The 22,711-nt window shown below is 55.3% G+C and carries 21 protein-coding genes; 9 read left to right on the top strand and 12 right to left on the bottom strand.

From position 1 onward, the window contains the following. Positions 1-42: 42 nt before the first annotated feature. From R1T41_RS14305 to R1T41_RS14285, 5 genes are all read right to left on the bottom strand, one after another. The gene (locus R1T41_RS14305) at positions 43-1,173 is read right to left on the bottom strand and encodes a sn-glycerol-3-phosphate ABC transporter ATP-binding protein UgpC (RefSeq protein WP_317337613.1); all 1,131 of its coding nucleotides are present in this window, start codon (positions 1,171-1,173) and stop codon (positions 43-45) included. Between the two features lie 26 nt (positions 1,174-1,199). After that, complete coding sequence (locus tag R1T41_RS14300; RefSeq protein ID WP_317337612.1) at positions 1,200-2,828, bottom strand: alpha glucosidase; 1,629 nt, start codon at positions 2,826-2,828, stop codon at positions 1,200-1,202. Positions 2,829-2,865: 37 nt separating this feature from the next. Then, on the bottom strand, positions 2,866-3,705 hold the full coding sequence (locus R1T41_RS14295; protein WP_062952569.1) for a carbohydrate ABC transporter permease: 840 nt from the start codon (positions 3,703-3,705) through the stop codon (positions 2,866-2,868). A 1-nt stretch (position 3,706) separates the two neighbouring features. Next, a complete protein-coding gene (locus R1T41_RS14290) occupies positions 3,707-4,630 on the bottom strand; it encodes a carbohydrate ABC transporter permease (protein ID WP_062952570.1) in 924 nt (307 codons plus the stop codon). Between the two features lie 134 nt (positions 4,631-4,764). After that, on the bottom strand, positions 4,765-6,039 hold the full coding sequence (locus tag R1T41_RS14285) for an ABC transporter substrate-binding protein (protein WP_220150773.1): 1,275 nt from the start codon (positions 6,037-6,039) through the stop codon (positions 4,765-4,767). A gap of 274 nt (positions 6,040-6,313) precedes the next feature. Here R1T41_RS14285 and R1T41_RS14280 point away from each other — a divergent pair, with 274 nt between their 5' ends. The 3 genes from R1T41_RS14280 (at position 6,314) to R1T41_RS14270 (ending at position 9,679) form a co-directional block, all read left to right on the top strand. Then, positions 6,314-7,297, top strand: coding sequence for an AraC family transcriptional regulator (locus R1T41_RS14280; RefSeq protein WP_062952571.1), 984 nt, complete (start codon positions 6,314-6,316; stop codon positions 7,295-7,297). Positions 7,298-7,603: 306 nt separating this feature from the next. After that, positions 7,604-7,735, top strand: coding sequence for a hypothetical protein (locus R1T41_RS14275; protein WP_255356831.1), 132 nt, complete (start codon positions 7,604-7,606; stop codon positions 7,733-7,735). Positions 7,736-8,389: 654 nt separating this feature from the next. Then, positions 8,390-9,679 carry a polyhydroxyalkanoate depolymerase gene (locus R1T41_RS14270; RefSeq protein ID WP_062959219.1) on the top strand — a complete coding sequence of 430 codons (1,290 nt, stop codon included), beginning with the start codon at positions 8,390-8,392 and terminating at the stop codon, positions 9,677-9,679. A 95-nt stretch (positions 9,680-9,774) separates the two neighbouring features. Here R1T41_RS14270 and R1T41_RS14265 read toward each other — a convergent pair whose 3' ends face one another. Beyond that, positions 9,775-10,158: a hypothetical protein gene (locus R1T41_RS14265; protein WP_062952573.1), complete on the bottom strand. Its 384-nt coding sequence runs from the start codon at positions 10,156-10,158 to the stop codon at positions 9,775-9,777. Between the two features lie 143 nt (positions 10,159-10,301). Here R1T41_RS14265 and R1T41_RS14260 point away from each other — a divergent pair, with 143 nt between their 5' ends. Then, on the top strand, positions 10,302-11,042 hold the full coding sequence (locus R1T41_RS14260; protein ID WP_297207709.1) for an SDR family NAD(P)-dependent oxidoreductase: 741 nt from the start codon (positions 10,302-10,304) through the stop codon (positions 11,040-11,042). Between the two features lie 10 nt (positions 11,043-11,052). Here R1T41_RS14260 and R1T41_RS14255 read toward each other — a convergent pair whose 3' ends face one another. The 5 genes from R1T41_RS14255 to R1T41_RS14235 form a co-directional block, all read right to left on the bottom strand. Next, positions 11,053-11,781 carry a class I SAM-dependent methyltransferase gene (locus R1T41_RS14255; protein ID WP_317337611.1) on the bottom strand — a complete coding sequence of 243 codons (729 nt, stop codon included), beginning with the start codon at positions 11,779-11,781 and terminating at the stop codon, positions 11,053-11,055. Between the two features lie 28 nt (positions 11,782-11,809). Next, positions 11,810-12,424 (bottom strand): NUDIX domain-containing protein, encoded by a 615-nt coding sequence (locus tag R1T41_RS14250; RefSeq protein WP_317337610.1) that lies wholly within the window; start codon positions 12,422-12,424, stop codon positions 11,810-11,812. A 13-nt stretch (positions 12,425-12,437) separates the two neighbouring features. After that, a complete protein-coding gene (locus tag R1T41_RS14245) occupies positions 12,438-13,223 on the bottom strand; it encodes an alpha/beta fold hydrolase (protein WP_062959223.1) in 786 nt (261 codons plus the stop codon). A gap of 167 nt (positions 13,224-13,390) precedes the next feature. Then, positions 13,391-13,549 carry an RSP_7527 family protein gene (locus R1T41_RS14240; protein ID WP_156484639.1) on the bottom strand — a complete coding sequence of 53 codons (159 nt, stop codon included), beginning with the start codon at positions 13,547-13,549 and terminating at the stop codon, positions 13,391-13,393. A gap of 524 nt (positions 13,550-14,073) precedes the next feature. Then, positions 14,074-15,588 (bottom strand): NAD-dependent succinate-semialdehyde dehydrogenase, encoded by a 1,515-nt coding sequence (locus R1T41_RS14235; protein ID WP_317337609.1) that lies wholly within the window; start codon positions 15,586-15,588, stop codon positions 14,074-14,076. Between the two features lie 216 nt (positions 15,589-15,804). Here R1T41_RS14235 and R1T41_RS14230 point away from each other — a divergent pair, with 216 nt between their 5' ends. Continuing rightward, a complete protein-coding gene (locus tag R1T41_RS14230; RefSeq protein WP_007090828.1) occupies positions 15,805-16,269 on the top strand; it encodes a c-type cytochrome in 465 nt (154 codons plus the stop codon). Positions 16,270-16,380: 111 nt separating this feature from the next. Here R1T41_RS14230 and R1T41_RS14225 read toward each other — a convergent pair whose 3' ends face one another. Continuing rightward, positions 16,381-17,082 carry a cytochrome b/b6 domain-containing protein gene (locus tag R1T41_RS14225; protein WP_317337608.1) on the bottom strand — a complete coding sequence of 234 codons (702 nt, stop codon included), beginning with the start codon at positions 17,080-17,082 and terminating at the stop codon, positions 16,381-16,383. 231 nt (positions 17,083-17,313) lie between these two features. Here R1T41_RS14225 and R1T41_RS14220 point away from each other — a divergent pair, with 231 nt between their 5' ends. The 4 genes from R1T41_RS14220 to R1T41_RS14205 all read left to right on the top strand — a co-directional run bounded on the left by R1T41_RS14220 (position 17,314) and on the right by R1T41_RS14205 (position 22,462). Then, positions 17,314-18,582, top strand: coding sequence for an imelysin family protein (locus tag R1T41_RS14220; protein WP_317337607.1), 1,269 nt, complete (start codon positions 17,314-17,316; stop codon positions 18,580-18,582). Between the two features lie 96 nt (positions 18,583-18,678). Then, positions 18,679-20,136, top strand: coding sequence for a di-heme oxidoredictase family protein (locus R1T41_RS14215; protein WP_317337606.1), 1,458 nt, complete (start codon positions 18,679-18,681; stop codon positions 20,134-20,136). 36 nt (positions 20,137-20,172) lie between these two features. After that, positions 20,173-21,303, top strand: a complete 1,131-nt coding sequence (locus tag R1T41_RS14210; RefSeq protein ID WP_317337605.1) for an imelysin family protein — start codon at positions 20,173-20,175, stop codon at positions 21,301-21,303. Positions 21,304-21,322: 19 nt separating this feature from the next. Further along, positions 21,323-22,462: a DUF1513 domain-containing protein gene (locus tag R1T41_RS14205; protein WP_317337604.1), complete on the top strand. Its 1,140-nt coding sequence runs from the start codon at positions 21,323-21,325 to the stop codon at positions 22,460-22,462. Positions 22,463-22,711: the final 249 nt, after the last annotated feature.

Raw genomic sequence — 22,711 nt, 5'->3', positions numbered from 1 at the left:
TTTACCGTGTTGGCCGGCGCCGGGTTTTCGCCCCGTCACCGCCTATCCTGTTGCCAGCTGGGCTCTGAGCGGTTCGTTATCCACATCAAGGCGCCGTCTGGCTTGTCCGTTCTGATCGAACAGATAGCAATCTTCCACCCGGGCATGAATGCCAATGGATGATCCTGTTACAATTGCCGTATCACCCGTGACACGGGCAACGAACAGTTCATCACCATCGGCCTGCACATAGACGAGACCCGCCTCGCCCAGATGTTCAACCACTTCGACCGTACCTGACAGCAATGCCGTGTCCTGATCGGCAAGGCTGCAATGTTCCGGTCTGATGCCCACTGTTACACGATCTCCGGCGTCAAGACCACTGCCATCAACAGGCAGCATCACCTCTTTACCGGAATCCAGTTTAACCGTAACAGTTTGTTGCGAAACCCCCATCACAACCGCCGGAACAAAGTTCATTTTAGGCGACCCGATGAAGCCCGCAACAAATTGATTTTGCGGATGATGATAGAGTTCAAGCGGGGTCCCGACCTGCTCGACCGAACCCGCCCGCAAAACCACGATCTTGTCAGCCATTGTCATGGCTTCGACCTGATCATGCGTCACATAAATCATCGTGGACTTCAATTTTTCATGAAGTTTTGTCAATTCGATGCGCATCTGCACGCGCAAACCGGCATCAAGGTTCGATAACGGCTCGTCAAACAGGAAGACTTTCGGCTTGCGCACAATCGCCCGGCCAATCGCAACGCGTTGACGCTGCCCGCCCGAAAGTTCCTTTGGCTTGCGGTCCAGCAATTCTTCAAGTTGCAGCACCCTGGCCGCGGCCATCACGCGTTCGCGCTGCTCGTCCTTGGTCTTTTTTGCAAGATCAAGGCCGAACGCCATGTTTTCATAGACCGTCATATGCGGATAAAGCGCATAGGACTGAAATACCATGGCCACACCACGATCCTTTGGCGCCCTGTCATTGACGACCTCGCCACCAATGGAAAGTTCGCCGTCGCTGATATCTTCGAGCCCGGCAATCAGGCGCAGCAAGGTCGATTTGCCACATCCTGACGGACCGACAAACACGCAAAATTCGCCATCGCGGATATTCAGATCGACACCATGAATGGTCTCGATCGGACCGAAACGTTTTTTAACCTGCTTAAGAACCACTTCAGACATGCGGGTTCCTCCCTCGACTTGTCGATTTATATCGTTCCGAAATAAAAGCCCCAGCCCGGCAGCGAAAGCTGATTGCCGGTAACCGATCCGCTGTTAAGGGCGAAATTCGCATCCGAACGCCCGGGCAAGGTCACGGTTCGGGCATCGGACGTCGTATTGAACACGCAGATGGTCCGGACCACGCCCGCCATCCGGGCATAGGCGATGACATTGTCATCGATATCGAGCATCTCGATATCGCCATCGATGATTTCCGGATGGATTTTGCGCCACGCCAGAAGATCACGATAGAAACTGCGCAGCGAATTGGGGTCATCCATCTGTTCGGCAACCGCAAGCGCGCTGTGATCCTGCGGGACCGGAAGCCACGGCGCGTCACTTGTCGTGAAACCGCCATGCGGAATATTGGCATTCATCCACGGCATCGGGGTCCGGCATCCATCGCGCCCCTTGAATTCCGGCCACATTTCAATCCCGTAAGGATCCTGCAGCAATTCATAGGGAACGACGGCCTCTTCAAGGCCAAGTTCTTCCCCCTGATAGATGCAGGGCGTGCCACGCAATGTGGTGTAAAGGGCCGGGATCATGCGAAGGCGGGCATCATTATCGCCGCCCTTATCCCTGCCCCAACGGGTCGCGACCCGGACGAAGTCATGGTTCGACACCGCCCAGCACGGCCAGCCATCACCAAGGACGTCAAACACATTGCGCAACATCCCGCGGATCAACGGCGTTTCAAGCGGGCTTTCCAGCAGATTGATCGTATAGGCCATGTGAAGCTTGTCGCCCCCGGCGGTATATTCCGCCATGGTCGCCAGCGAATTGTCCGACCCGATTTCACCAACCGTCGTTGCCCCCGGATATTTGTCGAGAACCGCACGCAGTTTTTTAAGGAACGCGATATTTTCCGGTCGCGTTTTGTCATAGACATGCATCTGGCGGGTATAGGGATTTTCCTTTGGGGCACCTTCGGGCCGGTGGGTACCCGGAACCCATGGCGGGTTATCGCGCAATTCCGCGTCATGGACATAGAAATTGGCGGTATCAAGCCGGAAACCGTCCACCCCGCGACGCAGCCAGAATTCCACATCGTCAAGCAACTGGGCCTGTACATCCGGGTTATGGAAATTCAGGTCCGGCTGACTGACCAGAAAGTTGTGCATGTAATATTGCTGCCGGGTGGTATCGAACTTCCATGCCGAACCGCCAAAGATCGACAGCCAGTTATTGGGCGGCGTGCCGTCCGCCTTGGGATCAGCCCAGACATACCAGTCGGCCTTTGGATTATCGCGTGATGACCGGCTTTCCTTGAACCAGGCATGCTGATCGGAACTGTGCGACAGGACCTGATCGATGGTGACGCGCAGGCCAAGCGAATGGGCCTTTTCAACCAGATGGTCGAAATCGGCCAATGTCCCGAACATCGGATCGACATCGCGGTAATCCGCCACATCATAGCCGAAATCCTTCATGGGCGAGGTAAAGAACGGCGATAGCCAGATGCCATCGACGCCCAGATCGGCAATGTAATCGAGTTTCTGGGTAATGCCGGGCAGATCACCAATGCCATCGCCATTCGAATCAAAGAAGCTGCGCGGATAGATTTGATACAGGACGCCACCGCGCCACCAGTCAGGATTTCCGGCCAAAGCCATTTAAGTCACCTTAAGTCATGTGGGACGAGAAGCCGCATCAGCCTTTGACAGCCCCGGCGGTCAGGCCGGAAACGATGCGACGCTGGAAAATCAGAACCAGAACAATCAACGGAACCGTCACGATCACCGATGCCGCCATGATATTGCCCCATGGCATTTCAAACTGGCTGGCCCCGGAAATCAGGGCGATGGCAACCGGCACGGTGCGCTGTTCATTGGTCAGGGTGAAGGTCAGGGCAAACAGGAATTCGTTCCATGCCATGATGAAGGCCAGAAGCCCGGTGGTGACCATCGCCGGCCACATAACCGGCAGGAACACCCGCGTGATCACGGTCCAGGGGCTGGCCCCGTCCATCACGGCGGCTTCTTCAAGCTCGCGCGGTAATTCGCGCATGAAGGCGGTCAGGATCCAGACCGTGAATGGCAGGGTCAGCATCATGTATGAAATCGCCAGCCCGAACATCGAGTTATAAAGCCCGACGGCGCGGATCAGTTCGAACATCCCCGACAGCACCGCGACCTGCGGGAACATCGACACCGACAGGATTGTCACCAGCAACAGGCCACGCCCGGCGAATTTAACCCGTGCAAGCGCGTAGGATGCGGTCACCCCCATCAGAAGCGACAGGGCAACAACCATCACACTGACAAAGATCGAATTGAAGATATTGCGACCGAATGGTTGCCCTTCAAACACCGACAGATAGTTCGAGAAACTGAAACTTTCGGGCAGGTAATTGACGTCAAACAACGCCGATCCGGTTTCGAACGCGGTCAGGATCGCATAGTAGAACGGGAAAACGGCAAAGATCACGATGGCCGCTACCAGAAGATAGAACCCTGCCTTCATCATCAGGGATTTGACATTGCGGTTCATGTTAATGTCCCCCCTCGTCAAGCCGGACCCGACCGATCATCATGTAGGCCATGATCGAAAAGGCGATGACCAGAAACAGCAGCGTTGATGCCGCCGAGCCATATCCGACTTCCTGAAAATCGACCAGAAGCTGCCGGGCATAGACCGACATGGTCATGGTGTTCGGATTGTTTGGCGTTAAGACATAAATCACGTCAAACACACGCAATGCATCAAGGGCACGGAAGATCACGGCCACCATCAATGCGGGTTTGATCAGCGGCAGGGTTACCTTGAAAAACACCCGGACCGGATGGATGCCATCAACACGGGCGGCTTCGTAACAGTCACTTGGCAGCATCTGAAGGGCTGCCAGTGTCAAAAGCGCCATAAACGGTGTGGTTTTCCAGACATCAACCATGATCACAGCGACCATCGCCGTATCCGGATTGGCCGTCCAGGCGATCGGCGATGCAATCAGCCCCAGCGACATCAGAAGATCATTGATGATGCCGAACTGGTCATGCAGCATCCAGTTCCACATTTTGGCCGATACAATTGTCGGGATCGCCCAAGGGATCAGAACCGCCGCCCGCACCAGACCGCGCCCCTTGAATTCCTGATTAAGGACAAGGGCCACGATGATCCCCAGTACCGTTTCAAGCGAAACCGAAATCACGGTGAAGTAAATCGTATTCCAGACCGCCTGCCACCATTCCGGATCGGCCAGAAGGCCGAACGTCTCGCCATCATAAACCGCATAGAAATTTTCAAAGCCGATAAAGCCATAATTTCCAAGGTCGGACAGATTGGCATCGGTAAAGCCAAAGATGAAAGTCCGGAGCAACGGCCAACCGGCCACTGCGGCAAGAATGACCAGCATCGGTGTTAAAAACAGCCATGCCGAACGCCGTCTTGCACGCGTCAGGGACGAAGCTTGCGCCATGGGAACCGCTCTTGATCTTGAAGGGGGATGTTCGGTTATGACCGCCATCCATCAAACCGGCCTAAGCAAACCGGTACGAAAACAGGATCGGGGCAGTACCGGGCGACCCTCGTCCCCGGTACTGCGAGGTCCGTTTACCAGCCGGAACGCTTTACACGTTTCAGGTTGCGTTCAAGCCCGGTAACCGCCTGATCGACGGTTTGCGATCCCGACAAGGATGCATGCACCGCCTGCCAAAACTCGCTTGATACCTGATTGTATTTCGAACCGGTCACGGTTGACGGGCGCGGTGCAGCACTGGTGAATGTCTCGTACAGATCGCCAAAGAACGGATTGGCCGAAAGGACTTCCTCGTCCTTGTAGAGATCCGCAATGGTCGGGTTATAGGAACCCTTGATCGCGCGACGTTTCTGTTCTTCGTAGGAGGTCAGGAATTTCACAAGATCGGCTGCAAGTTCGGGATTTTCCGAATATTTCGAAACCGAGAGCTGCCAGCCACCAAGGGCTGCGGCCGAACGGCCGTCTTCACCGCCTTTGGGCAGGGCAGCAACACCGACCTTGCCCTTGACCGGGCTGTCTGCCGAATTGGCCAGCGCCCAGGCATAGGGCCAGTTGCGCATGAAGACCGAATTGCCTGACTGAAACACACCGCGTGCTTCTTCCTCGGCATAGCCAAGGACACCTTCGGGGGAAATAGTGCCGATCCAGTTTGAAGCGGTTTCAATTGCCTTTTTGGCCCGATCGTTATTGATCGAAATATCGCCATTCGGTTCGACCACCGAACCACCATTGAACGAAACGACCCATTCCAGCGCATTGCAGGTCAGGCCTTCATAGGCACGGCCCTGAAACACATGGCCCCACATTTTGTCGTTACCGGCCTTGCGTTCGCCTTCCTGGATTTTCTGCGCTGTTTTTGTCAGCTGTTCCCAGGTTTCAGGAACAGTTTCGCCATACTTTTCCAGCAAATCCTTGCGGTAATAAAGCACGCCCGCATCCGTGTACCACGGCATGGCGACCAGCCGGTCTTCAAAGGTGTTGTTGGTGACGATGGCCTCAAAATGCTGCTTGGCTTCGTCCGCCATGTATTCGTTAAGATCAATGAAGTGGTTGCCCAGGATCCCCGGCCAGATCACATCAATCTGGAACACATCGATATCGGACGATCCGGCGGCCAGAATCTGCTGATAAAGGGCCAGTCGTTCGGTGGTGGAGTTCGGGGTGGAAATCACCGCGACTTCGTTGCCTGTCTGCTTTGCCCATGCATCAACACCTTCCTGGCAAAGCGCAAGTTCCTGTCCGACGGCACCACAGGAAATAGAAATCTTTGCGGCATTGGCCGATCCGGCCATCGCAAAAGTCGCGCCAAGAACGCCCGCCGTTGCGAGCAGTTTTTTCATCAAGGTCATATAGACCTCCCTAGGATGTTATCGGTTTTCCCATGCAGCTTTTGGCAGCTGCTTTTATTCATTTTGATTGGTCTTTTTGTCCGGGTCGGGCGCCCGTACCGGAACCCCAGGTGCAATCACCGGCTGCAATCTGTTTTGGTGATTGCTTCCCGGCGCGGAGCCGCCCGATTGAAAAAGGATACGCCTGATCGCACCTTTTCAAAGTGTCATATCCTTCAAAGGATGATACTATTCTGCAAATTCGCGGCAATCACGACACGAATAGTAGGACGATATGCGGATCATCCAGGAACGGATCACGAATCCACAGGGATATAGCTGGGGTTATTTTCACTATGTCTGGGATGATTTTCGCTGCAACTGGCACCAGCACCCCGAATATGAGATGACCCTGACGCTGAATGCCAAAGGATCGCGGTTGATTGGCGATCACCGGCAGGCGTTTGACGGGCTGGATTTCGCCATGGTCGGCCCCAACCTGCCCCATCTTTGGGAATGCAAACGCATTGATCCGTCCCGCCCGATCGAGGTTTATGTGCTGTGGCTGTCGCAGGAATGGGTGGAAAACCTGACGCGGGATTTTGTTGAATTTGCCGATTTTCACGAATTGTTTGCCCGTGCGCGTCGTGGCCTTTCCTTTACCGATGACGCCGTAGCACGCGTTCGGGAAATCTGCCCGCACCTTGATGATGCCAAACCGCGGCGGCGCTTTATCCTGATGATCGAACTGCTTGAGGCCCTGCTTGCCGGGATCGACAAACCGCTGGCATCGGCCAATTTTGGCGGCGAAGCCGGGAAGAACAGTGAATCTATCCGGGTGGATCGCGCACTGGCTTTCATTCACGCGCATTACGCCGAACCGCTTCGGGTATCGTCGCTTGCCGATGTTGCCGGTGTCAGTGAAAGCAGCTTTTACCGGCTGTTCAAACGTTATACCGGGCGCAGTGTTGTCGAATATCTGAACGAATACCGGATTTCGCGGGCCTGTGTGCAGCTGTCGCGCACTGATCTTCCGATCTATCAGATCGCCGAAAATAACGGCTTTAGCAACCTTTCGAACTTCAACCGGCGTTTTCGCCAGTATCGTGGGAAATCGGCCAGCGATTATCGCGAGAACATTCGCATTCACGGCCAGTTCCCCGATCACCCGCCAATGCCCGATGCCCGTATCGGTGCCGTTCCGGCCCGTCCGCTGCCAAGCGAGATAGACGGTGTTCCGGACCGACGCACCGCCATTCCGGCATCCGCCGCAGAATAGTCCACCGCCATCGCACGACAGAACATCGGGAATGCGATGATGTTCCGTTTTTCATTCCCCTGCGGTTCATCACTTCGGAAGACTCGCGCAAAAGCTTTGGTTTCTGCGGGTTTCATTCAACCTGATACCGGTCATGCACCGCCGATGTTCTCATTTTCCTTCGAAAGACAAGAACATCGAGGCCATATAAATTTCATTTAAAATCAATAACTTAAATATTTTATCGGCTTTTGTTCTAATTTTGTTCTTGTGAGAACAAAACAGGATCAGTATGGTTTCTTCAGACAGATTGAGGAGGACACAGCCATGATGAAGTTGCTTGAAAATCCGAACCGCCTGAACGAGCTTTGCAGCACGGTTGCCGTGGTCGGAAGCACCGGATTTTTCCTGTTCGTTATCGGACTGGGAATGGCGCAAACCCTTCGCGGTCTGATCTGATCAAAGCTCATACCTTTTGCGAGACCCGGATGGACTTCCCATCCAGGGTGACGACCGGCAGGCAACCCCGCACCCATACCCTGTCCCGTCTGTCGGTCGTCCCTCATCCATCGATCCGGATTTCGTGAATTGTAACCTGCATATTACCTTCGCTATTCCGCGCTACTTGACGCTGCTGTTTCCCCGACGGCAGCGTTTTTCTTTGTTCGGCCCGCAAACAGGCCGAGTCCCGAAAAAACTAACCCTATGTATAGGTCCGAGTACTTTTCCCCCGCCTTTCGAACCTCAAACTATTGTTGCAATGCAACAACTTACGCTGCATCGCAAAATTTCACTCGACAGCACCCTGAATGTTGGTTTGAATCAAGGTGAAACACGAAAGTTTGGAAATTCATCATACTTTTAGGTTATTGATTGAAACCTGAAGTATCGTAGGGTTCTGATGAATGCAGGATTTCTGTTTATCGTGATATTGCGGGATGTTAACCCGCGATGATCACCCCGTTCCGCCGGTCGCCCGCATGAGCCGGCCCTGGATTTACGAAAAACAGAAGGCCTGCCCACCGGAAATTCTTTCGGAAAAATGCAGCCGGGGACCAACACGGTCGATGCACCCCACACCGAACCTTTGCATCGCCGGGGAGTGAGAGATTAATGCTGTACCATCTCTATGAATTGCAGCACGCCACCATCAGCCCGTTGCGCATGGCAGCGGATGCGAGCAAGAAGTGGCTGCGCAATCCGGTCAACCCGCTATCCTATACCCATCAGGGCCGTGCGGCCGCCGCCGCGTTTGATGTGTTCACCCATATCACGCACCGTTATGGCAAACCGGAATTCGGCCTTGATACCACGGTCATCAATGGTGAAACCGTCGCCGTGACCGAGGAAATCGTCCATAGCGAACCGTTCTGCAATCTTTTGCATTTCAAACGCGAAACCGATCACCTTAAAAATCAGCCGGATGATCCGCGGCTTCTGATCGTGGCCCCGCTGTCGGGTCACTTTTCAACGTTGCTGCGCGGCACGGTCGAGGCATTGCTGCCCGATCATGATGTTTACATCACCGACTGGATCGATGCCCGCATGGTTCCCGTGCATCAGGGTCATTTCGATCTTGATAGCTATATCGACTATGTCATGCAGTTCCTGCGCAAGCTTGGCCCGAACACCCACCTGATGGCGGTGTGTCAGCCATCGGTTCCGGTGGTTGCGGCCGCATCGCTGATGGCCGCCGGGAACGAGCCCTGCCAGCCGGCATCGATGACCCTTATGGGCGGCCCGGTCGATACCCGTGAAAACCCGACCGAGGTCAACAACTTTGCCAAGCAGCACAGCCTCGACTGGTTTGAACGCCATGTCATTACGCATGTGCCATTGCCCCATGCCGGGGTGATGCGCCGCGTTTATCCGGGCTTCATGCAGCTTGCCGGTTTCATGAGCATGAACTGGGACAAGCACGTTTCCGCCCATCACGAGATGTTCACCCATCTTGTCGAAGGGGACGGCGAAAGTGCCGATGCCAAGCGAAATTTCTATCATGAATATCTGGCCGTGATGGATATGAGTGCCGAGTTCTATCTTCAGACGCTGAAAGCCGTGTTCCACGAACATCAGTTGCCCGAAGGGACGATGCGCTGGCAGGGGGTTCCGGTTGAACCGTCCGCCATCACCAAGACCGCCCTTCTGACGGTCGAAGGCGAACGCGATGATATCACCGGCATGGGACAGACACGCGCGGCCCACAAGCTTTGCGCCAATCTGCCCGATAATATGCGCATGCATCACATCCAGAAGGGTGTTGGTCATTACGGCGTGTTTAACGGTCGTCGCTGGCGCGAACAGATCAGCCCGCGGATCAAGGATTTCATCCGCCGTCACGATCAGCAGGGCAAGGGCCGCAAAAGCGCGCCGGACATGACCCGGATCGAAGCCGCTGAATAGGCAGCGCCCCGATCCTCGGATGAATAGAACACTCAAAAGCCACCCTTATCCGGGGCGGCTTTTGGCTTTGACGGCTATGTGATTATGGCGGGTTATCAGGGATAGGAAAGAACCAGATTGCCATTGTTCACGCGCGCACCGTAAACGCCCTCGTCATGATCCACACCAATTGCCGGATTGCCCAACTGGGCAACAAGATAGGCATATACAGTCGGACGGGAAGAGGTCCACGCCCCGATCACCCCGGTAATTGTTGTCTGAGCCAAGCCCTGGCAATGCACCAGCGCGGCATCAATATCTGCGTTGGTGACGAAATCGTCGACAGCAAGCGGCAAATGGATGCCGAAAACCTCGCCATTGCGAATGCCAACGATCCCGATACAGCTTGTGAAAGTCGAGAAGCGGATTTCGGCGGCACTTGCATATTCACATTCGGCGATAGCTAGCGGGTTGGCGGCCTGACTGAAAACATATGGCATTGGATTGTCCCTGATTTGCGAAAGATAAAAGATAACTGACGCATCAGAGACGGGTGGTATCCGACCCTGTGACAATCCCTGAACCGACGCAATTTTACCCGCGTAAAACAGGTAGAATAAAAAACCAGATCAGGGATCAGATCATGCCGGGAACGCCAGCACCCAAATTGCAAAGCTTTGACACAGCCGGCATCGCAATCGTCATCGGCGCGACCGGCGGTATTGGCCGGGCCTTTGTGAGACATCTTCGCGATTGCGGCCGGTTTGATGGTGTGATTGAACTGTCGCGCGGCACCAAACCCGCCATCGATTTCACCGATCCCGGCAGCATCGAAAGTGCCGCTGCCTTTGTCCGTGATCAGGCATCCGCACAGAACCAATCCGTACGTCTGATCATCGATGCCACCGGCTATCTGCATGATGAGATATTTCAGCCGGAAAAATCATTGCGCCAGATTGAAGCCGATTACATGGCGAAATCGTTTCTGATCAACGCCATCGGTCCGGCCTTGCTGATGAGGCATTTCACGCCAATCTTGCCACGTGACGGCAAATCGGTCTTTGCCACCCTGTCGGCCAAGGTCGGCAGCATTGGCGATAACCGGATGGGCGGCTGGTACAGTTACCGGGCGGCAAAGGCCGCATTGAACCAACTGGTAAAATGCACCGCCATCGAACTTGCCCGAAGCAAACGCAATGCGATCTGCATCGCCCTTCATCCCGGCACGGTCGATACCGGCCTTTCGGGCCCGTTTGCCAAATCGGGGCTCAATGTGCAAAGCCCCGATCAGGCAACGGCAAACATGTTGATGGTGATTGACGGGCTGCAACCATCACAAAGCGGCGGCTTCTTTGCCTATGATGGCAATGAGTTGCCGTGGTGAGATGCAATGATCAAAGAGGACGGGCCTTGAGCCACATGAACAGCGGCACACGCGACCATTGTTTGAGGATGTCACGGTCGGCCTGATCGGGAGCCGGTTCACGCATGGCCGATACACCAAACCCGGCCTTGCCCAACGCATTGATGTAATACTCAAGCGGCCGCGACCATCCGGCAAAATGCATGATCAGGCCATCACGTTCTTCGCTGCCTTCAAACCGGCGTTCCCCGAAATAACTGCCCGTCAGGACAAAGGGAGCATCAGGAGCCGTCCCGTCAAAGCGGCCACGGTCCCTGAATGGATGCACAATCGAAATCACCAATTCCCCGTCCTTACGCAAGACACGGCGAATTTCATCCAGCGTACCCGCAAGATCATCCACATCCATCAGAACGTTATAGGCCAGCACAAGATCGAAGCTTTCATTGTCAAAGGGCACATCATTGCCCGGTGCGATATGATAGGATGATCTGCTATCGGTGGCAGCTTCACGCGCCGCCAGAACAAGGTCAGCTACCGGGTCAATGCCCGTAACGTCATAGCCAAGTTCGGCCAGAAGCCGTGAACCGCGCCCCTCACCACAACCGACATCAAGTGCAATGCCGGTTCCCGGGCCGACAAAGTCAGCAAAATTTTTGCGGAATTGCCAAAAGGCATCGTGCCCCGGTTTACGCGCCCAGGCGATCCAGTTTTGAGCGATATCGGACCAGTGGACATGATCCTTGCGAAAACCGGACATCGGTTTCTCCTTTGGCTTCTCGGGAATCTCAGTCAAACAGGCTGTTTAACACGGCATGCTGCAACAGAATGACGGTTTTGGCATCCCGGATGCGACCATCCGATATCATAGCCAGCGCGTCCCTGAAAGGCACTTCAAGCACGTGGATATCCTCGCCCTCTTCATGCAAACCACCGCCCTCGCCCGCGCGATGATCGCTTGTGACTTCGGCCACGAACAGGTGCAGGCGCTCAGTGACGGAACCCGGGCTCATGAACAGATCGAACACCTTTTGCGGTTTGCCGATCCTGTAACCGGTTTCTTCTTCGACCTCGGCAATCACGGCGGATGCCGGATCGCGATCGTCAAGCAACCCTGCCGGAACTTCGATCAGCATGCCATTTTCATTGCCATTCACGAAGGATGGCAGACGAAATTGCCGTGTCAGGATCACGGTGCCTGTCCCGCGGTTATAAAGCAGGATGGCCGCCCCGTTGCCCCGATCATAGGCTTCGCGTTGCTGGGACTGCCATTCGCCGTTGCTTCGGCGCAGATCAAAGCTGACGCGATACAGGTGATACCAGTTATCCGACAGGCATTCGATGTTCTGAACGCGGATATCGTCGTTTTCCGGCAAGTTCCAACCTTTGGGAAGCTCGGTCATGTCAAAATATCCGTCAGCGGTTCAGAAAGGCAGACAGGGTCAGCAATACCGCATCGGGTTTTTCGGCGTGAACCCAGTGGCCTGCGCCCTTGATGCTGGTAAAGGCCGCCTTGGGAAACAGCGACTTGATGTGATCGCGATCCTTGGGATCAACATAATGCGAATTGGCACCGGATATGAACAGCACATCGCGATCAAAACTGCCCCCCACCGTTTCGGGCCAGCCGGTAATGTCGGAAAGGTGGTTGGCCATGGCATCGATATTGACCTGCCATGACATTTTGCCGGTTTCCTTGTCGGTCGCGACATTCTGCGCCAGGAACTGACGCACGCCCTTTTCCGAAACGCCACTGACAAGTGCATCTTCGACTTCGGCGCGCCGCGATACTGCATCGAAATCCACCGACTTCATGGCACTGATATAGCCGGTATAGTCATGGTCATAGGTCACAGGCGCAATATCAACCACAACCAGATCGGCAACCAAATCCGCATCCTGTGACAGGGTCAGCACCATTGATGCCTTGCCCCCCATCGAATGTCCGATCAGGTGGACCGGGCCATTGGCAACATCCCGGATCAGCTCGGCGATGTCCGATGCCATCGCCGGATAGGTCATGTTCATGTCCCAGTCGGACCGGCCATGATTGCGAAGATCGGCGGTGACCACGTGATACTTTTCCGCCAGACGCCGCGCGATGGCGGTCCAGTTACGCGCCTGCCCGAACAGCCCGTGCAGGATCACAAGCGTGCCATTGTCACGGTTTTCTTCGCCAAAGGCATAATGGGCAAGTTTCATCAGGCACGCTCCGCAATCGGGTTATCTGGTTATTCCCCTTAATAGCGGGACCGGACGGTGGCGTGAAGCCCTGTGGTGGGGATGGGAATCAAAACACCCCCGCATGGGAGGAATGCGGGGGTGTTTCTTGGGTCATTCGACCCGGTATTCATCGCCAAGCGTTAAGCTTAGGCACCAGCCGGACGGCCACCCGGAAGGCGGTTACCGCCAAACAGGGAAGCAATTTTGCGGGCCAAAGTAACAACGGCTTTGCGGATCGCCTGAGCACGGAGTTTTTCGGCTTCGCGCTGCAGCGTGGTCAGATCGTAATCACCATAACGACGCATGGCTTTATCCTTTCCATAACAGGCGGAGCTATGTGCGCTCCGGTTTCGCGTTGATTTGTTCTGAAGCCGGTGTACGCCTGTTTATTCGATCCTACGAGACGAGTTTTTTCACCTCACCCATGCATTTGACGCATATCCAGACACAAGTCCGTCATAATCATTTCATCCGAAAGACGCATGATTGTCTCATGACAAATAAGCCATTCAACTTGAACGAAATTTTCCCCGACCTGTTTTACACAGTTCAAACACAATCCGAACAGGCCGGATCAATTAGACCTCTATCCTTTGCGTATAAAGGGATTGAGGCAGATCAAACAGGGCGTTTCTGATGCTTCAGACGGGGTCTTAAATGGCAATTTGCCGACAAAACGGCTTTAAATTGCAGACTCGATTCCGGGAACTGCACACCGTTCAATTTTGCATGGCTGATTAAGAAATCGCAGAACGGCAATAGTGGTGCGCAAAATTGCCGTTCTGCGATCTTCGAATTATGGCACGAAAGTCGGCGAATATTCGCGGGTTCAGCCCAGGGCATAATTCAGATATTTGGGTTCAAGATATTCTTCCAGCCCCCAATGACCGCCTTCGCGGCCCTGCCCGCTTTCCTTCACGCCGCCAAACGGCGCACCTTCGTGGGACGTGGTGCCATCGTTGATACCAACCACCCCGGTTTCAAGCCCATCGGCGATCCGCTGGATACGGCCGATATCACGACTGAAAAGGTAAGACGACAGACCCGCACGTACCCGGTTGGAAAGTTCGATCACCTCGGCCTCGGTTCTGAAACGATAGATCGGCGCAACCGGGGCAAACAGTTCCTCGTTAAAGCAATCGGTATCAAGGGACACATCGGTCATCACCAGCGGCCGAATGAAGTGGCCTTCTTCGGGGCGGTCAGCACCGTAATGCAGGGTCGCGCCACGTTTTTTCGCATCATCGATCAATCGTTCAACTTTTGCCACCGCCTGACGATTGATCAGCGGGCCAATATCCGTACCGGGAATGAAGCCGTTACCGATGGTCTGCGCATGACTTGCGGCGATGAATTTTTCGACAAAGCTTTCATAAACCCCGTCCTGCACGAAAATGCGGTTGGCACAGACGCAGGTCTGGCCGCTGTTGCGGAATTTGGAAATCATGGCCCCGGCCACGGCGGCATCAATATCGGCATCATCCATCACGATGAAGGGCGCATTGCCGCCCAGTTCCAGCGACAGTTTCTTGACCGTCGGCGCACATTGCACCATCAGCCGTTTGCCGACCTCGGTCGAGCCGGTGAAGGACAGCATCCGCACGCGCGGATCCCCTGTCAGGGCCTCGCCAATCGGCATGGGCTGGCCGGTCACGACGTTAAACACCCCCGCCGGGAAGCCGGCCATTTCGGCAAGTTTGGCGGCGGCAAGGGCGGAAATCGGGGTATCTTCGGCCGGTTTGACAACAATTGTGCACCCCGCCGCCAGCGCCGGGGCACATTTGCGCACGACCATGGTCAGCGGGAAGTTCCATGGCGTGATCGCCGCCACCACACCAACGGGATGTTTCTGCACAACCACGCGCCGATCACGCTGGGTCGCGGGCATGGTTTGGCCATAGGCGCGCTTGGCTTCCTCGGCATACCATTCGGCATAGGCAATGGCGCCGACCACTTCGCGCAATGCCTGATCATAGGGTTTACCCTGTTCAAGCGTGATCAGGGCGGCAAGATCATCCTGATACTGTTCCAAAAGATCGCGCCAGCGTTTGAGGTAGCCGGACCGATCCTTTGCCAGCATGCGCGACCATGCCGGAAATGCCGCATCCGCTGCATCAATCGCGCGCCGTGCCTCGGATGTCCGCATGAAGGGCACATCGCCGATCACCTTGCCGGTTGCCGGATCATACACATCAATGGCTTCGCGCGAATCAGCACGTGCCCATTCGCCATTGATAAATGCCTTATCAAGGTTCCAGTCGGCGATCAGCCTGCGGGCGCGCGATCTGCCATTGGAAATGGCGGTTTGGCTGGCATCGGGGGCGGCGTTGGACACAGCGGACATTTGGGGGCGTTTCCTTGTGCACGTCATTTACAATAATTTATTCGGTGATCACGCGGTTGTGATTCCGAATTTCGGGGCGCAATTGGGAGACTAAGCGCACCGACAAGTCATAGGCAACAATGCTTGTGACCTTAATATAAGAAATAAAAGACCCGGGGTCGCTCGCAATACCCCGATCCGTCAGAGAGTTTCAGAGAGACAACCAACGAGAGAGCCATGAAGCATATTGTGACCGCCGGTTTGATGACCGCATCCCTTGCCCTTGGTCTGGGGGTATTTGGTACTGCACAGGCCGACGAGGCGATGGATAACGAAACCGTTCAAACCCGTCAGATGCTGATGGATGGCATCGGTGGTGCGATGGGGACACTTGGCTGCTACATGAAGGGCCAGTGCGAACTGCCCGATGGTGTGATCCGCAACCTTGCCAATGGCATTGCGTTTTCCGCCACTGCCGCCCCGGCCGCGTTCGAACCCAATACAGCCGACGCATCGGTAAAAACAACCGCCAAACCGGATGTCTGGACAAACTGGGACGATTTTTCGGGCCGTTTCCCGGAAATGAAAACCGCGGCGATGAACCTTGCGGCCGCAGCCGGTGACAAGGGCGCAATGGGTGCCGCCCTTGGCGAACTTGGCAAATCCTGCAAAGGCTGCCACGACGAATACCGTTCGAAGTAACAGATCGAAGATACCGGGCACGAGCAAGCTCGGACGTCCCCGAAAGGCCCTGTCATCCCCCCTGCTGCCCTCCCCCGGCAGCACGACAGGAAAAGCCTTTCGGGGATTTCTTTATCCGCGCGCCAGCGTGACCATCCCCCACACTGCTAGCCCGCAAACCACAAGAATCGCGATCCCGAGGATTGGGGACGCAAAGCGGATTTGCATGAAACCGGTGGCGACACTTTCTGGGACTTTACGCATGCCGGTGATCATTGCACCGATCAGGTTTTCGCGTTTGATCATCAGATAGAAGATCGCGGCCAGAACATGCAGTGCTACCGCTGCGTAAATCAGATTGATATTGGTATGGTGAATGAAATTCATCGTGCTGGCAAAATCGGAACTGACATAGGCAACCAGCGGACCGTCAAAGAACAGGAAGGTATCCTCGCTGGTGAAAAGGCCGCTTATTGCCTGTATCGCCACGAGCAGGATCAGCACCACAACCATCCAGCCGCCCGCCGGATTATGCCCCGGATAAGTCAGGTCGCGGGCCGAGCCGTTTGGAAGTTTGCGCATATAGCCGATCACCTTGCGCGGTCCGGCAAGGAAGCCGGTAAAGCGCGCGTTCGAACTGCCGACAAATCCCCAGATGATGCGAAAAAGTACGAGTGCGAGCACGCTGTATCCTGAAATCGCATGGATATCGATCATGACTTCCTGATTGGACCACCAGGATGTCACAATCGCGATCACCAGCGCCCAGTGAAACAGGCGCACGGGAAAATCCCAAAGCCGGACGGTTTTTTGCGGTTCCATCTGATCGCTCATACGCAGGTCCCCTTTTCTGCTTTTTGCGCGGGCAAATAATGCAAGATTGTGATGATGCCCCGATCCGGCCGAAAGTGCAGGTCAAATTCCGGTTATCACAGCAAAAAATGTGGAAAATCTGCTTGTTGAGATATTTGAAGTTTGCAAATCATTATCACAAGCAGTAACTATTATGCGGAAGCATGATGGGCTATGCCCTTGGCTCACCTTCAGGGACAGATGGGAACTCCTATGAAACTCGTTAAAATTCTGGGGATGGCTGCACTGGCATCCACCCTTGGCGCACAGGCCTATGCCGCGCCGGGCGCAAAAGACGTCCTGACCACCTATGCCGATATCGCACATGCCGGTTACGAAGACTCGGTTACCACCGCCAAGCAGCTTCAGTCTGCTGTCAACGCGCTGGTTTCTGATCCGTCGCAGGCAACTTTTGATGCAGCGAAATCCGCATGGCTGGCTTCACGTGTGCCCTATCAGCAGACCGAAGTTTACCGTTTCGGCAACGCGATTGTCGACGACTGGGAAGGCAAGGTTAACGCATGGCCGCTGGACGAAGGTCTGATCGACTATGTCGAAACCGATCTTTACGGCGAGGAAAACGAAGAAAACCCGGCCTATACCGCCAATGTCGTTGCCAATCCGAGCCTTAGCATTTCTGGTAAAACCCTTGATGCGTCGACCATCGATGGCGCGCTGATCGAAAGCCTGCATGAAATTGACGACGTTGAAAGCAACGTTGCCACCGGTTACCATGCCATTGAATTCCTTCTGTGGGGCCAGGACCTGAACGGGACCGAAGCCGGTGCCGGTGCACGCGCCTGGACCGACTATGCCGCAGGCGATGCCTGCACCAATGGCAATTGCGACCGTCGTGGCGCTTATCTTAAAGCCGCAACCGATCTTCTGGTTTCCGATCTGGAATGGATGACCGCACAGTGGGCCGATGGTGGCGAAGCACGCGCAACTGTCCTTGAAGGTGATGGCGTTCCGGGCCTGACCGCGATTGTGACCGGCATGGGTTCGCTTTCTTATGGTGAATTGGCAGGCGAGCGTACCAAGCTTGGCCTGTTGCTGCATGATCCGGAAGAAGAGCATGACTGCTTCTCGGACAATACCCACAATTCGCACTACTATGACGCGCTGGGCATCCAGAACGTTTATCTTGGCCGCTATACCCGTGTTGACGGTTCGGTCGTCGAAGGCGCATCGCTTTCGGACATGGTTGCCGCCAAGGATGAAGGCCTTGATACCGAACTGCGCGCCAAACTGGCGGCATCGGTTCTGGCGGGTAAAGCCATGGTCAGCCGCGCACAGGCGGGCGAGCATTTCGACCAGCTGATCGCGATGGACAATGAAGACGGCAATGCCGTTGTTCAGACCTTTGTCGATGCGCTGGTCGATCAGACCAAATCGATCGAACAGATCGTTGCCGCGATTGGCGTTGACGGGATCGAGTTCGAAGGTTCGGACAGCCTTGACAATCCGACCTCGATCAATTGATCAGATACGATCCGCATTCGGGGTCATGCCCCAAATGAGTCCGACGGCGGGGGAATTTTTCTCCCGCCGTTTCGCTTTTACGATTAGAAGAATTCCATGCAGCTTCCCGCCATGCGCCTTTCCCGTTTCATGATTGCAACCGCCCTTGTTTTCGGGGCAATGACACCCGCATTTGCCGACGAAACATTGCCCGCCGATGGCCTGCCGGGCGGGGCAACCACATGGCAAAAGAAAACCGGGCGGATGGCATTCACCCATCATTCGGCCAATATGACCTTTGAAAAGCGGCTTGATTTCAAGCTTGGCGAGGCCCTTTTTCAAAGGCTTTGGGTAACCGCCCCGACGCGCACCAAGGCTGCAGACGGTTTGGGACCACTGTTTAATTCGCGCGCGTGCAACGGGTGCCATATCCGCAATGGTCGCGGTCATCCGGTCGATGCAAACGATCCATCAGCCGGGGCAACATCCATGTTGTTACGGCTATCGATCCCGCCGCAAAATGATACGGATCGGGAATTGCTGGCAACGGGGCGTGTATCGACCCTGCCCGATCCGGTTTATGGCGGACAGTTTCAGGATTTTTCGATCCCGTCCGTCCCGGCCGAGGGCAAGGTTACTGTCCGTTATGATACACAGGCCATCGAGCTTGCCGATGGCAGCATGGTCGAATTGCGTCATCCGACCTATGGCATAGCTGATCTGGCCTATGGGCCATTGCATGATGATGTAATGATTTCACCGCGCATTGCCCCGCCAATGATCGGGCTTGGATTGCTGGAAGCCATTCCAGATAAGATCCTGCTTGCCAACGCCGATCCGCAGGATCGCGACGGGAACGGCATATCGGGCCGGGTCAACCGGGTTTGGGATATTGCAAAGGACGAGGTTGCCATCGGGCGGTTTGGCTGGAAGGCCGGAATGCCGAGCCTTGATCAGCAAAACCAGAATGCATTCCAGTTCGATATCGGCCTTTCAACCCCGCTTTATCCGAACGCATACAGCGACTGCACCGAAGCCCAAAGCCTTTGTCGCGGTGCGCCGAATGGCAACGATCCCGAGTTCGATAACCTTGAGGCCCATGACCAGATTACCGACCTTGTGCTTTATTACGCGCGCAACATCGCCCCTCCCATGCGGCCCAACGCATCCGATCCGGATGTCATGGCCGGGCGAGAGATTTTCAATTCAATCGGATGCGCATCCTGCCACACGCCAAGCTATCAATTGCCAGAACGTGCCGATATGCCGGAACAATCCGGGCAAATGATCTGGCCGTATAGCGACCTTCTGCTGCATGATATGGGTGACGGGCTTGCCGATCATCGGCCCGAAGCCGAGGCCAGCGGCACGGAATGGCGCACGCCACCCCTTTGGGGATTGGGCCGGGCGCAGGAAATCGATCCGCGTGCCGCTTACTTGCATGACGGGCGGGCGCGCAGCATTCTGGAAGCCGTATTGTGGCACGGGGGCGAGGCAAAACCCGCGCGCGACGCCGTCACATTCTTGCCATCATCGGATCGCAGCAAGTTGCTCGCGTTTCTGAAGTCTTTGTAAGCCTTGTTTTAGACGCCTTACTGTTCGGGGGATATCATGCCTTTCCTGTGTCACACTCGCAAAGCCGCCCTTTTGGGGGCAACTGCCTTGCTGACGGTGGGGTTGGCACCGCCCGGTGCACGCGCCGATATCCCCGATGAAAATTACCGCCCGGTTCTTGAACATCTTCTGGGCGTGGTGATGCCGCCAAAGCTTGATGCGCTGCATGATGCAACGGACAATCTGTCTGAGGGGATTGATGATTTCTGTGCCGAACCCGATCAGGATGGCCTTGACGAGGTGCGCGAGGATTTCCACGCGGCCATGGATGTCTGGCAGGAAGTGCAGCCGTGGCGCATGGGGCCGATGGTGGCCAATGGTCGCGATCAGCATATCGAATACTGGCCCGACAAACATGGCACAGCGACAAGGCAGTTTCGCAAACTGATGTTTGACAAGCCCGCGATCTATACCGACCGGGAAAAAATCGCCGAAACCAGTGCTGCCTTGCAGGGTTTTCCGGCGCTTGAGCAGGTCCTGTTTGACGACAAGCTGTCACCCAAGCTTTTGGATGATGACGAGGATGGCGTGTTCCTGTGCGGTTATGGCGGGGCCATTGGCGCCAATCTGGAACGCATGACGGGTGAACTGGTTGATGAATGGCCAGCTTTTGCCCAGGGCATGATGGAAGCCGGCCCGGACAGCATGGATTACCCGGATGCCAAATTTGCCGCGACCGATCTTTATCGTGCGCTTCACGAAGGACTTCTGATCATTGTCAGTCAGAAACTTGGCCGTCCGCTTGGCAACGGACTAAAGGACGGCAAAGCCAGCCGGGCCGAAAGCCCGACATCCAAACGGTCCCTGCGCAATATCACCCATAACCTTACCGGGCTGTTTGCGATTTATGACGGAAAGTGGGGTGATACCGGCGAAGAAGGCAAAGGCCTGTCAGCTCTGATCGACAGCAGCCTTCTGGATCGGTCCTTCAGGCTGAACTGGCAAACCATGGCGGATGCGCTTGATAAACTGCCACCATCGATTGTCGAGCTTCTGGATCAGCCAGACGGTTATCAGAAACTCGCCGACTTTGCCGGGCAGGTCAGTTTCGTCAATACGCTGGTCGAAGGCGATGTTGGCGGCACGACACAGTTGGGCGGCGGGTTTAACGCGCTTGACGGTGACTAGGCGAACGGGAGGCCGGAAAATGAAACATCAACGACGCGAGTTTTTGAAACTCATGGGTGTTGGCGGAGCCTTTACCCTGTTGCCGATCAGCATTGCGCGCGCGGCCGCACCAACATCTATTGAAGACCGGGCGCATTATATTTCCGCCAGTGCCGGGGATCATGATGATTTTTATGTCAGCGCGTTCAACGCCAATGGCAAGATTTTGTTTGAACAGGCCCTGCCCGGCCGGGGTCATGACCTTGGCCTGCGCCCGAACCATGTCGATGTGGCCGCAGTTGAACGCAGGCCGGGTCTTTATGGCCTGATCCTTGATCGCCATAGCGGCGAGGTCCGCGCCAAGCTGCATTGCCCGGAAGATCGGCGGTTTTACGGGCACGCGGTTTATTCCAATGATGGCCGGTTCCTTTATGTCACCGAGAATGATTTTGATCATGCCCGCGGGGTTGTTTCCGTCTGGGATGCCGAAGACGGATATCGCCGCATTGCCGAATTTGACAGCTTTGGCACCGGACCGCACGAATTGCACCTGATGCCCGACGGCGAAAGCCTTGTCATCGCCAATGGTGGCTTGCACACCCACCCGGACTTTGATGGTCGGACCGCCCTTAATATCGACAGTATGGAACCCAACCTGTCGATTATTGATCGGCATAACGGCAAACTGATCCATCAGGCAGCACTTAAAGCCGACTGGCATCAATTATCCATCCGCCATCTTGATGTCGCCCCCAACGGGACAATTGCGGCGGGCTTCCAGTATCAGGGGGAACTGACCGATCAGGTACCGCTGGTCGGGTTATGGCAGCCGGGTAGCGAAATCCGCCCGATCGAAGCCCCGGATAATGTCCAGCTGCGCATGCGGCAATATTGCGGATCGGTGCGCTTTGACGCATCGGGACAGGTATTTGGCATTTCCTGCCCACGCGGCGGACTGATCACGTTCTGGGATGTCAAAACATCGGGCTTCCTGACCCATATCGCCGCCCCGGACGGCTGCGGCCTTGCCGCGACAGATGTAGCAGGCCAGTTCGTTGGCACCAGCGGGCTTGGCAATGGGTGGCGCATGGATGCGATTCGCCGAAAACGCGTCGAATTACCCGACGATTCGCTTAAATCGCTTCATTGGGACAATCATCTGCGGCGTATTTCCGTTTAAATATCGTCGTCCAACCCAACCTGAAAGGCCGCACTGATCATGCGGCCTTTTTGGCATTTTCGACCTGAAATCCGCAGAAAACCGCGGCATTAACCAACCATTTTAGTCGGGATAGAAACAGCCCAAATCTCTCAACCAAAAATTTTATGCAAATGCGAACGATTTTCACTTGCGCAGTTATTTTTCCTGACCTATAACGGGTCTCGACACAGCCCGCGAATGCAACCCATTCGCACTTGTCCCCAAAAG

The organism is Thalassospira lucentensis, assembly GCF_032921865.1.
Classification (GTDB): Bacteria; Pseudomonadota; Alphaproteobacteria; order Rhodospirillales; family Thalassospiraceae; genus Thalassospira; species Thalassospira lucentensis_A.
Note: the sequence above shows the minus strand (reverse complement) of the source record. Positions and strands in the feature narration are given on the sequence as shown.